The sequence below is a fragment of the Bacillus sp. B15-48 genome (genome assembly GCF_016879755.1).
Lineage (GTDB): Bacteria > Bacillota > Bacilli > Bacillales > Cytobacillaceae > Mesobacillus_B.
Genome location: NZ_WOFU01000001.1, coordinates 559,485 through 571,485, shown reverse-complemented (window position 1 = coordinate 571,485; position 12,001 = coordinate 559,485). Strand labels below are relative to the sequence as shown.

10 protein-coding genes are annotated in these 12,001 nt (G+C 38.1%); all 10 read left to right on the top strand.

The features are described from left to right. The first annotated feature begins 66 nt into the window (after positions 1 to 66). The 10 genes from GNT69_RS02640 (at position 67) to GNT69_RS02600 (ending at position 11,859) form a co-directional block, all read left to right on the top strand. On the top strand, positions 67 to 1,542 hold the full coding sequence (locus GNT69_RS02640) for an MFS transporter (protein WP_203553389.1): 1,476 nt from the start codon (positions 67 to 69) through the stop codon (positions 1,540 to 1,542). Positions 1,543 to 1,951: 409 nt separating this feature from the next. Continuing rightward, positions 1,952 to 2,659: a Crp/Fnr family transcriptional regulator gene (locus GNT69_RS02635; protein ID WP_203553388.1), complete on the top strand. Its 708-nt coding sequence runs from the start codon at positions 1,952 to 1,954 to the stop codon at positions 2,657 to 2,659. A gap of 293 nt (positions 2,660 to 2,952) precedes the next feature. Beyond that, positions 2,953 to 4,167: a NupC/NupG family nucleoside CNT transporter gene (locus GNT69_RS02630; protein WP_203553387.1), complete on the top strand. Its 1,215-nt coding sequence runs from the start codon at positions 2,953 to 2,955 to the stop codon at positions 4,165 to 4,167. A gap of 53 nt (positions 4,168 to 4,220) precedes the next feature. Then, the gene (locus GNT69_RS02625) at positions 4,221 to 5,717 is read left to right on the top strand and encodes a YjjI family glycine radical enzyme (RefSeq protein ID WP_203553386.1); all 1,497 of its coding nucleotides are present in this window, start codon (positions 4,221 to 4,223) and stop codon (positions 5,715 to 5,717) included. Further along, on the top strand, positions 5,714 to 6,553 hold the full coding sequence (locus GNT69_RS02620; RefSeq protein WP_203553385.1) for a YjjW family glycine radical enzyme activase: 840 nt from the start codon (positions 5,714 to 5,716) through the stop codon (positions 6,551 to 6,553). Before GNT69_RS02625 ends, GNT69_RS02620 begins: the two co-directional genes overlap by 4 nt. Positions 6,554 to 6,802: 249 nt before the next feature. After that, the gene (locus GNT69_RS02615) at positions 6,803 to 8,107 is read left to right on the top strand and encodes a pyrimidine-nucleoside phosphorylase (RefSeq protein ID WP_203553384.1); all 1,305 of its coding nucleotides are present in this window, start codon (positions 6,803 to 6,805) and stop codon (positions 8,105 to 8,107) included. A gap of 233 nt (positions 8,108 to 8,340) precedes the next feature. Continuing rightward, positions 8,341 to 8,511, top strand: coding sequence for a XapX domain-containing protein (locus GNT69_RS02610; RefSeq protein ID WP_203553383.1), 171 nt, complete (start codon positions 8,341 to 8,343; stop codon positions 8,509 to 8,511). A gap of 14 nt (positions 8,512 to 8,525) precedes the next feature. Further along, entirely contained in the window at positions 8,526 to 9,707 is a 1,182-nt protein-coding gene (deoB, locus tag GNT69_RS02605; RefSeq protein ID WP_203553382.1) for a phosphopentomutase, read from the top strand. Between the two features lie 13 nt (positions 9,708 to 9,720). Further along, positions 9,721 to 9,843, top strand: a complete 123-nt coding sequence (locus tag GNT69_RS25780) for a hypothetical protein (protein ID WP_275411156.1) — start codon at positions 9,721 to 9,723, stop codon at positions 9,841 to 9,843. Positions 9,844 to 10,083: 240 nt separating this feature from the next. Then, entirely contained in the window at positions 10,084 to 11,859 is a 1,776-nt protein-coding gene (locus tag GNT69_RS02600) for an SLC13 family permease (protein WP_203553381.1), read from the top strand. Positions 11,860 to 12,001: the final 142 nt, after the last annotated feature.

The following is a 12,001-nucleotide window of genomic DNA, read 5'->3' as shown; positions in this document are numbered from 1 at the left end:
GTTGGTTTAGTGGAAAAACAAATAAAACATTTGAAAGCGGTTTATTCGCTAAGGAGGTAACAAGATATGTCATCAACAGCTATTAATAATCAGCAGTACAATAAGGCTAAGCTTTGGGAAATTGGCTTCTTTGCATTAAATAATACCGCAACAAACTTGTATCTATTCATTTTGGCGTTTGTATCTTATTATGCAGCTGGAATTGCTGGAATTGCTGTAGTTATAATAAGTACGATTTTAATGAGCATGAGAATTTTTGACGGGATTTCAGATCCAATCATAGGATATTTAGTGGATAAAACGGAAGGGAAATTCGGTAAGTTTCGACCATTTATGATTATCGGAAATATCATCTTAGCTACTTCGATAATTGTATTATATAATGTAACACACTTAATCCCTGAATCATTTAGACTTGTATTCTTTATCTTAATTTATGCCGTTCATATTGTCGGGTATACATGTCAAACGGCTGTTACAAAAGCAGCTCAAACAGTATTAACAAATGACCCGAAACAACGTCCTTTATTCGCGATTTTTGATGGAATTTACAACACATTGCTTTTCACAGTTGGACAAATTTATGTAGCGTCTTATTTAATTCAAAAACATGGCGACTTCAATATGGGATTATTTACAGAATTGAACACTCTTGCTATTATTCTTGCGGGTGTATTTACAATATTAGCTGCAATTGGGATATCAAGTAAGGACAAGAAAGAATATTTCGGACTAGCAGAGGCAACTGTTCAAACGAAATTCCGCGATTTCTGGCCAATTTTGAAAAACAATAAACCATTATTAAAATTAGTTGTAGCAGTAACTGTTGACAAATTAGCATTCTCAATGTTACGTCACGCAGTAGTAGTCGTTATGTTATTTGGTATCTTAATCGGCGACTATGCATTAAGTGGTACCATTTCAATGATTACTATTGTTCCAACATTATTGATAACATTCTGGGCAGTAGCAAAAGCTAGAAAAACAGGCATGAAGAAAGCTTTCTTATTCTCAACTTGGATTGCATTAGGTGCTTTCGCTACATTAATTGGAATGTTTTTGATTATCGACGGTTCAACAATCTCAATGAGCAGTATTGGGATTGCAACAATCCTTTTCATTGTGTTATATACTTTGGCAATGGGATTTGGGCAAGTACCATCAACTCTTGTAAACCCAATGATTGCGGATGTATCTGACTATGAAACTAGTAAGTCTGGAAGATATGTACCAGGAATGATTGGAACGATGTTCTCTTTCATCGATAAACTAGTCACATCTTTAGCACCAGCCATCGTTGGTTTTGCCGTTGCTATTATCGGATTTAAAGATGCGTTCCCAACAGTTACAGATGTTCTAACACCTGAACTTAAAGCGGTTACAATTGTATTAGCATTTGGTATTCCGGCTCTAGCATTACTCGTCTCAGGTTTAATTATGACTCGCTATGAGTTAAGTGCTGAGAAAATGCAAGAAATCCAAGCAAGTATAGCCGAGAAAAAATCAGTAAATACAGTTGAAGAACACAAAATTGCTAACTAAAGATCGTATCCACTCGTCTAAATTAGAAATTGGGGCGGTCGCAAAAATAGGCACAACTAGCGAATAAATGCTAGTTGTGCCTTTGTTTGTTGGCCAAACTTCCAAGACACAAAGGCATTAAACGATAAAACTCACATTTTTTGTTAGTAATTCATTCGCCTTTTCGGCGACTTCTTCTTCACTTGGGGGATCGTTAAGAAAAAATGTCCATGCTTCTTTGCAGTTTAATTGACGACGAACATAAGGAAAAAATACCCATTGATTTTCACTCTTTATAACGTGTATATACACTTAAGAACAAAGTGTGAACACACCTGTTATCTATAAAAAAAATAAAAAAATAAAGGACACATGTCCTATGGGTAAAATAACTGTATCGATATAATTTGATTTGAAGGAGGAAATCAATATGGAGGATCTAATCGCAGCAATCAGCATGGCTCCCGAGCCTCAACAGGAATATTTGCAGCAACTATTTAAAAACATCCCCATATCTAGTCGTTCCTGCCGTGTGGTTAAAATGAAAGCGGATACTAAATTTATATCTGCAAACAGCGTCTGTAATGAAATCTGGATTTTAATTGAAGGGCGTATAAGAGCAATTGAAGAGCAGATTTCAGGTGATGTCTATGTTTTTACCGAATTTCAAGCGCCACAATTGTTTGGGGAAGTGGAGGGATTATCAGGTTTATCTTCATACAAAGCGACATTAGTTACTTCTACAGATTGTCAGTTTATCGTCTTGCCGATGGAAAACTATTTAAACTGGATAAGGAATGATTCCGAGGCGTTGTTTTTACGTACGCGTACGACTATGAAGTTTATTCTCGAACAGACGAAAAAAGAACGTACCTATTTGTTTCTAGACGGAATCGACCGCCTTATGCTCTTTTTGACAAAATATTATCGAAAGCATGCAAAAAACAAATCATGCATTATTCAAATGAATCGACAACAGATTGCGGATGAAACAGGTCTCAGTACGAAGACGGTTAATCGTTCAATCAAAAAGCTTTCAGACGAAGGGATTCTTACAAAGCAAGGAGGGAAAATTGTCATTTCTGACCAACATTATGAACATTTGTTAGAAACAATTGACAAAAAGTTCAGTAAATAAAAGTATGTGTGGGAAACAAGATATTATTTTGAGAAATATGTTATGGATGATTACTATCTGCGTTTATGCACTTTTATCCATTTTTAATTATGGTCTAAAATGAGGGGGATGTCAACAATTAGATTGACCCATCGGAGGATTTGGGTGAATGATTAAATTCCTGTTGATTTAGTAATTAACCCGGTAGTAGCTAAGAATTAGTCATTTGTAATCCCTTGCGAAACAATAATGATAGATTAGCTAACGAGAAAACAGAAAAAAGAAATTTAGTAGATTCAAAAAAGGAGATACGTATGGATATTTTATGGGGTATTTTTGGAATCTTTATCATCATGTTATTGGCATTTTTACTTTCTAAAAATAAGAAAGCTATTAATCTAAGGACAATCGGCGGAGCTCTCGGGATTCAAATTCTTTTTGGATTTATCGTCTTAAAGTGGGAAACTGGGAGGAATATATTTAGTAAAGTAACCGCCATTGTTCAAAGTATAATCGATTCCTCAAATAATGGCATTCAGTTTTTATTTGGTGGAATGTTTGGTGTTGAAGGGATGGGCTTTATCTTTGCTTTTCAGGTATTAACGGTCATCATTTTCTTTTCTTCACTTATTTCCGTATTATTTTATCTCGGTGTTATGCAGCTTTTGACAAAAATTATTGGCGGTTTCTTGTCAATGATCCTAGGAACGTCCAAACCGGAATCGATGTCTGCATCCGCTAATATCTTTGTAGGCTTAACGGAGGCTCCACTAGTTGTAAAGCCCTATTTGGCAAACATGACAAAATCAGAATTATTTGCGGTTATGACGGGTGGAGCTGCTTCTGTATCTGGATCCGTTCTTGTAGGTTATTCATTATTAGGGGTTCCACTTGAGTATTTAATTGCTGCAGCTTTTATGGCAGCTCCTGCGGGTTTATTGATTGCGAAAATATTGGTGCCTGAGACTGAACAACAGACTGTAAAGCAAGATATCACTATTGAAAAAGATCCAGATGCTGTGAATATAGTTGACGCAGCCGCGAATGGCGCCTTGGTAGGACTTAAAATGGCTTTAAATATTGGTGCATTGCTGTTGGCGTTTATTTCCTTAATTGCATTAGTCAATTTAGGACTTGGTTCTTTAAGTGGTTTATTTGGCTTTGAATCTATTACTCTGGAACAAATATTAGGTATACTCTTTGCACCACTTGCTTTCGTTATCGGAGTTCCTTGGGATGAGGCCGTTAGAGCAGGTTCCTATATTGGTCAGAAATTTGTATTAAATGAGTTTGTGGCCTACAGCTCTTTTTCAGCTGACATTGGAACTTTTTCCGCTAAAACCGTTGCTGTCATCAGTTTTGCATTATGTGGCTTTGCCAATCTTGGAGCAATGGCGATGATGCTGGGCGGAATAGGTGGTCTCGCTCCATCACGTAAAGATATACTAGCGAAATTTGGATTCTTAGCAATTATCGGTGGAACGCTTGCCAATCTTTTAAGTGCAGCGATAGCTGGAATGCTAATTTAAAAAGTTGTAATAAATTTGTTTGATTGATTAATAAAAAAGAGGGAGTGTAGAGGATGAATCAAGTTTTAGATATTGTCACATCCAAAAAGCTCACTTATGAGCAAAAGGTAATGTCACTTGCACATGCGGCAGAAGACACCCTGTCTATTTTAAGAATTCCAGAGAAAACGAGATATTATTTTGAGATAAATGCAATTGACGACCTTTATGAAGGCCATGCACCTTATCGCCCGCGATATATTATGCCGGACTATGAGAAGTTTATCAAAAATGGAAGTGCATTTTTACAGATTGATCCACCGGAAGATTTGGATGAATTATTAAATTCCTTGATGATTCTTTATAAACATGTTCCGTCAATTACCGGATTCCCGGTGTTTCTCGGTAACATTGATAAGCTCATCGAGCCATTTTTGGATGGTGTTAGCGATGAGAAGGCAAAGAAAAAGCTTCGACTATTCTTAAACTATCTTGATCGCACGATTACCGATTCTTTCTGTCATGCGAATATTGGTCCTGAGGCAACTCGTGCAGGAAAATTGATTCTTGAGTTGGAAAAGGAACTGCAGAACGCTGTTCCGAACTTTACCTTAAAATATGACCCGGATATTACTCCTGATGACTATGCTGAACTGGGGATTCACACTAGCTTATTCGTTGCCAACCCTGCTTTTTGTAATCATCAGGTTCATAAGAAGACCTATTCCACTGATTACGGGATTTCAAGCTGCTACAATATTTTACCGATTTGTGGTGGTGCCTATACGCTTTCTAGAATAACTCTGCCTGGGCTTGCACAAGTTGCGACATCTAACGAACAGTTTTTACATGAACTGCTTCCTGATTGTCTAGATGCATTGGGAAATTATATGAATGAACGAATCGAATTTTTAGTGGAACAATCTGGCTTTTTTGAGTCGTCTTTCCTTGTTAAGGAAGGTTTGATTCACCCTGATAACTTTATTGGCATGTTAGGAATTACCGGTTTAGCAGAGTGTACCAACATTCTAATGGGTGAAAGTGGGAAACGTTACGGGCACGATACTGAGGCCGATGATCTTGCTGATCAAATTATGACGATTATTTCAGAGTTCGTAGCACAGTTTCCTGCCAAGTATTCAAAAATTGCCAATGGCCATCTTATGCTCCATGCGCAGGTGGGGATGGACTACGATATAGGAATCACTTCAGGTGTACGGATCCCTGTCGGTGATGAACTGGAGAATGTTTACGACCACCTAAGACATAGTGCACGATTCCACCGGGAAATTACAACTGGCTGTGGAGATATTTTCCCATTTGAAACGACCGGACGGAATAATCCTAGTGCGATTCTAGATATTGTAAAAGGGGCCTTTTCATTAGGATCAAAATATATTAGTTTTTACGAGGAAAATAGTGACTTGGTGCGTATTACCGGCTATTTAGTAAAACGTAGTGAGATGGAAAAATACAAAAATGAGCAAGTAGTTCTTCAAGGAACTACACATCTTGGTGCACCAAACTACGATCATAACCAGCTTAAGGAACGAAAGGTAAGAGGGGTATGACAAGGGCTCCGATAAACAAGATTATCCCAATGAGTCTTGTCGATGGCCCGGGGAATCGAACGTCAATCTTTTTACAAGGATGCAACCTAGCCTGTGCCTATTGTCATAATCCAGAAACGCAAAGACTATGTAATCACTGCGGAATCTGTGTAAGTGGTTGTCCGTCAGGGGCATTGAGCGTTGCCGGCGGACGTGTAAACTGGGATCATGAAGCATGTATCGCATGCGATCAATGTATAACTGTTTGTCCATCTTTTGCTTCACCGCGTGTTAGAAATATGACTCCAGACGAGGTTTTCAAAGAAATTCAAAAGAATATTCCATTTATCCGCGGGATTACGGTTTCGGGGGGGGAATGCACCCTTTACCCAAATTTTATAAAGGAATTATTTGCGATTGCTCGCGAACACGGATTAACATGCTTAATTGATAGCAATGGGACGACAGATTTCAGCCGTTTTCCTGAATTGATGGAACTTTCTCAAGGTGTCATGCTGGATGTGAAGGCTTGGGATGAGCAAGTTTATAGAAAACTTACTGAAGGGCCTACTAATTCTGTCGTTAAGAAGAATCTTCGCTATCTTGCAGAGTACAACAAATTGGAAGAGTTACGAATTGTTTGCTTGCCGGGAGAAGTGGACGCGGAAGCGGTAATCAAGGGAATTGCCGAGACCATTGGTGAAAAAGTAAGTCACGTGAAATTAAAACTTATTAAGTTTAGGCATTTTGGAGTAAAGGGACGTCTACAAAATATTTCGTCTCCGGATGACACATATATGCAGGAACTGCTGCATCTGGCTAATGGGTTGGGCTTTGAAAAAGCTCTCGTAGTTTAATAATAAGAAAATCTCGTTAGTTTTCCTAAAAATTATTTGGAAGTTTTTTCGTGGAATCTTGTCCACTCTGCAGTCCTTTTAAGTGGATTCAGGCAGAAGAACACCTGATATTTTCCATTTTAAAGGACTTTTCTTTTGCAAATAAAATGAAACGACATTACACCTTTTCACAAAACCTTATTCTATTTTAATTAAGTGATATTGTATAAGGAAAATGAGCGCAATTTATGTTAAAGGATGGTTTTGATTATGAGAATGATTGATATTATTGAAAAAAAACGGGACGGGTTTGAACTAACTAAAGGAGAAATTGAGTTTGCTATTAAGGGGTACACAGACGGGAGCATCCCAGATTACCAGATGTCGGCTCTTGCTATGGCCATCTTTTTGAATGACATGACCACTTCAGAACGGGTGAATTTAACGATGGCAATGGTTGAATCTGGTGACCAAATCGATCTTTCATCCATCGAAGGAATTAAAGTCGATAAACATAGTACAGGTGGGGTTGGAGATACGACAACACTCATTCTTGCTCCATTAGTTGCTTCCGTTGGAGTACCTGTCGCGAAAATGTCTGGGCGTGGCCTTGGTCATACTGGAGGAACGATTGATAAGTTAGAATCCATTTCCGGGTTTCAAGTTGAAATAGATATTGATACTTTTAACCACCTTGTTAATACGAATAAAGTCGCTGTTGTTGGTCAAAGTGGAAATCTAACCCCTGCTGATAAAAAATTATATGGGTTGCGTGATGTGACAGGAACAGTGAACTCTATTCCACTTATTGCTAGTTCGATTATGAGTAAAAAAATTGCATCAGGTGCAGATGCCATCGTGTTAGATGTTAAGACAGGCTCAGGTGCCTTCATGAAAAGTATTGAAGAGGCAAAGGAACTGGCACATGCAATGGTGCAAATCGGTAATGGTGCAGGACGGAACACAATTGCGGTTATTACGGATATGAACCAGCCATTAGGATTTGCGATTGGGAATGCTTTGGAAGTCAAAGAAGCCATTGACACACTAACAGGGAAAGGGCCTAAGGACCTTTATGAATTATGCCTTACGCTTGGAAGTAAAATGGTTTATCTTGCTGGAAAAGCGGCAACTTTTGATGAAGCTAAGAAAATGCTAGAGGATTCAATAAAAACAGGGAAAGCGATTGAAAAGTTTAAAACATTCATTGCTGCTCAGGGGGGAGACGGCAGTATTGTTGATGATCCAACGAAACTCCCGTCAGCATCTTATACATATGAAGTGGAAGCGCCGGAGGATGGAATGGTTTCAGCAATTATTGCAGACAAAATTGGGCTTGCTGCCAGTCTTTTAGGGGCAGGACGCATAACAAAAGAATCGCAAATCGACCTAGCAGTAGGGCTTATTTTACGGAAAAAGATTGGCGACAAAGTGAAGAAAGGCGAATCACTTGTAACGATTCACAGCAATAAACAGGAAGTAACTGAAGTGAAGAATCTTGTCTATGATGCCTATGCCATTTCCCAAAATGAGGTTCAAGTAACGCCATTAATTTATGGTGTAATTGATAAGTAAGATTGACGTATGATCCAAGATTAACAGAATGAAGCTTACGTTATCCAGCTAGAGATGAAATTGATTGGTAATGGTAATCAGTCAGGGTTTGCATGGATGATAAAGGCAACTCCTATAGATGGAAAATCATTTGATTAAAATTACAATAGGGTCCAATGACTGGACCCCCTTTTTTTTGAAAAGGGGTCAGCATCCTATGATAAAAGAAAAAATAAAAAGAAAGCGAGATTGCAATGAAAGAATTAATTTTAAGTGTTTTAGCAGGAATGATTATTGGTGTCGTTTTTAAATTTATGAAATTACCTTTACCGGCACCTCCTGTTTTGGCAGGTGTACTAGGTATATTTGGAGTATATATTGGCGGCGTGTTAGTAGATTGGTTTGTAAAATCATTTATGAATTAATAGGGGGGAAAGAGATGGCTACTGACTTCAAAAGAGTGTTTCTCATTGTAATGGATTCAGTCGGAATAGGTGAGGCACCAGATGCTGAACAATATAATGATAAAGGCGCCGATACGTTGGGGCATATTGCTGAAGCGATGGGTGGCTTAAAGATGCCTAATATGGGGAATTTGGGGTTGAGTCATATTCGTCAAATTAACGGAATCGAAAGAGCTCAAAAGCCTTTAGCCCATTTTACGAAAATGAAAGAAGCATCTGTTGGCAAGGATACGATGACAGGACATTGGGAACTAATGGGTCTCCGTGTTGATTCGCCTTTCAGTACATTCCCTGATGGATTTCCTGATGCGTTAATTCAACAATTAGAAAAGGAAACAGGAAGAAAAGTAATCGGAAATAAACCTGCCTCAGGTACAACAATTCTTGATGAACTTGGTGAAATTCACGTGGAAACAGGGGCGTTGATTGTTTATACATCGGCTGATTCTGTATTGCAAATTGCGGCTCATGAAGAAATTGTTCCACTACAGGAGCTATATCAAATTTGTGAGACAGCACGCCAATTGACAAAAGATCCTAAGTATATGGTAGGAAGAGTGATTGCCCGCCCGTTCATTGGTGAACCTGGTGCATTTAAGCGTACGGCAAATCGACATGATTATGCATTAAAACCATTTGGGCGAACCGTTATGAATGAATTGCAAGACCAAAATTATGATGTTATCGCTATTGGAAAGATTTTAGATATTTACGATGGAGAGGGTGTAACTAAATCTTATCGTACAACTTCCAATATGGATGGCATGGATAAGTTTATTCAGACGATCGGAATGGACTTTACAGGTCTCAGCTTCTTAAATTTAGTTGATTTTGATGCGCTATATGGACATCGTCGTGATCCTATAGGATATGGAAAAGCGTTAGAAGAATTTGATACAAGGCTTGCGGAGGTACTAGAACAATTACGTTCAGATGATTTGATAATCATTACCGCAGACCATGGAAATGACCCTGTTCATCATGGTACGGATCATACGAGAGAATTTGTACCTTTAATTGTTTACCACCCTAACATTTCTATCGGAAAACCATTAAGCATTCGCGAAACATTTGCTGATATTGGAGCAACCATTGCTGATAATTTTCAAATCAAAAAGCCGGAATTTGGTCAAAGTTTCTTAAAGGATATAAAATAGTGGAGGAAGCGTTATGAATAGTGAATCTTTGAAACAAACAGCAACCTATATTTCGGAGAAGATACCCGATCAACCTAGAGTAGGTTTAATCTTACGGTCAGGTTTAGGAATCTTAGCGGATGAAATGAACGGTTAATGATGCCCCTGCTCAAGTGGCCCAATCGATATAAGTTTATTTCATTATTGACACATCGGAATAATCAGATTAAGATTATGTAAAATCAATATAAATTACGCGCGCTGATTGGAAAAACCAAAGGCATATACTCAAACTGGGAGTATATGCCTTTTTTAATGCAAAATTCATACTAATTACATATGAATTGTAGGTATAAAATAGCTGGTTATTTATAAAAGAGATGTGGGGGAGATTAGAATGCCATTTGAGATTGCGATTGTCCTATTCGTTGTAGTTGCAATGCTGGTCTGCTTAATGAAGGAAGTGGCGAGACCTGATTTAATCGTATTTTGCGCACTGGCCATCCTTATATTAAGTGGTGTTTTATCTCCTGCAGATGCACTTCGAGGATTTTCAAATGAAGGAATGTTAACAGTTGCCCTTTTATTTATTATCGCTGGGGCTGTCAAGCAAAGTGGCATGTTAAACCAAGTTGTAACGAAAGCATTAGGTTCAGGGAAAAGCCCAAGAAAATCTCTTCTTCAAATGATGGTACCAGTTGCAGGTTTGTCAGCATTTTTAAATAATACGCCAATTGTTGTCATGTTTACACCGGTTGTTCGTAAATGGTGTATGGAAAGAAATATTTCACCGTCTAAATTTTTAATCCCTCTGTCTTATGCAACGATTTTTGGAGGAGCATTGACGTTAATTGGAACTTCCACAAATCTAGTCATCCACGGCTTTATGCTTGAACAAGGACTAGCCGGTTTTTCGATGTTTCAATTAGCGATTGCAAGCTTTCCTGCCGGAATATTAGGGATTCTTTATATGGGCACGATTGGTTACAAACTTTTACCGTCTAGGAAAACATCTGAACAATCCTTTAATGAAAGTTCACGGGAATATCTTTCAGAAGCAGTTGTTGAGCCTAATTCCCCTTTAATTGGCAAAACAATTGAAGAGGCAGGGCTGCGGAGTTTAAGTGGATTATATTTAATCGAATTGATTCGGAATGGGGAGCGAACGGCTTCTGTTCCATCTTATAAAAAACTTATGGCAAATGATAGGTTGATTTTTACAGGAGTTATATCCACTATCGTTGAGTTGCAGAATATAAAAGGATTGCGGGTAGAGACAGGGACGAATTTAAAATTAGAGGATTTGCAAAATGGCAGTGCTTCTTTAGTAGAAGCGGTCGTTTCACATCAATCCGCTTTAATTAAAAAAACAGTAAAAGAAAATAAATTTCGCAGTAAATATGGTGCAGGTATAGTGGCTGTTCATCGAAATGATGAACGCATTAATACTAAGGTAGGGGATATCATCTTAAAGCCAGGAGACACGTTATTGCTATTAGGCAATAAAGATTTTGTTAACAGATGGTCAGGTTCACGGGATTTTTATCTGATTTCTCCTATCGAGGATCCGGAAATTATTAATTCTAATAAATCAATGATTGCCATGGCTACGTTGGTTGTGATGATTTTACTTGCAGCCTTTAATATTCTTCCAATGTTTAAGGCCGCATTATTAGCAGTTATTATTCTTTTCTTGACTAAAACGATTACCTTTGAGGGCGCAAGGAAGTATATTCAATTTGATGTTTTACTGTTAATTGCTTGTGCAATTGGAATTGGTATTGCACTTGAACAATCAGGGACAGCCGCCTTGATCGCCAATTACTTTGTCCAATTAACAAAAGGAGCTGGTGTAATTGGGGCAATTGTTGTTGTTTATTTTCTTACAACGACATTTACTGAAGTCATCACGAATAACGCGGCAGCTGTCTTAATGGTGCCGATTGCCCTTGCGATGTCTACCCAATTAGCAGTAGACCCAATGGCATTCTTTGTCACGATCGCCGTCGCAGCTTCCGCAAGTTTTGCAACACCGATTGGCTATCAAACAAACTTAATCGTCTATGGCCCTGGTGGATATAGATTTTCTGACTATTTAAAAGTTGGTATCCCTCTAAATCTTTTATATCTGGTTGTAACGGTTATGATTGTTTATTTTAAATGGATTGTTTAAGGAGGCTCAACTAAAGCTGGCCTTATCACTATTTAGGAGGATATTCCCTGCTAATTACGATGGAAAAATAGGTGTTCAATTGTTATAATTTTAAGCATTAAGCTCATTCTCTTTTCTGAAAAGAGGTGGGCTTTTTGTTTTG

What these genes read in the sequence shown, in the direction of transcription:
- GNT69_RS02640 (WP_203553389.1), top strand. Translation starts at nt 67, where the DNA reads ATGTCATCAACAGCTATTAATAATCAGCAGTACAATAAGGCTAAGCTT.
- GNT69_RS02635 (WP_203553388.1), top strand. Translation starts at nt 1,952, where the DNA reads ATGGAGGATCTAATCGCAGCAATCAGCATGGCTCCCGAGCCTCAACAG.
- GNT69_RS02630 (WP_203553387.1), top strand. Translation starts at nt 2,953, where the DNA reads ATGGATATTTTATGGGGTATTTTTGGAATCTTTATCATCATGTTATTG.
- GNT69_RS02625 (WP_203553386.1), top strand. Translation starts at nt 4,221, where the DNA reads ATGAATCAAGTTTTAGATATTGTCACATCCAAAAAGCTCACTTATGAG.
- GNT69_RS02620 (WP_203553385.1), top strand. Translation starts at nt 5,714, where the DNA reads ATGACAAGGGCTCCGATAAACAAGATTATCCCAATGAGTCTTGTCGAT.
- GNT69_RS02615 (WP_203553384.1), top strand. Translation starts at nt 6,803, where the DNA reads ATGAGAATGATTGATATTATTGAAAAAAAACGGGACGGGTTTGAACTA.
- GNT69_RS02610 (WP_203553383.1), top strand. Translation starts at nt 8,341, where the DNA reads ATGAAAGAATTAATTTTAAGTGTTTTAGCAGGAATGATTATTGGTGTC.
- deoB (WP_203553382.1), top strand. Translation starts at nt 8,526, where the DNA reads ATGGCTACTGACTTCAAAAGAGTGTTTCTCATTGTAATGGATTCAGTC.
- GNT69_RS25780 (WP_275411156.1), top strand. Translation starts at nt 9,721, where the DNA reads ATGAATAGTGAATCTTTGAAACAAACAGCAACCTATATTTCGGAGAAG.
- GNT69_RS02600 (WP_203553381.1), top strand. Translation starts at nt 10,084, where the DNA reads ATGCCATTTGAGATTGCGATTGTCCTATTCGTTGTAGTTGCAATGCTG.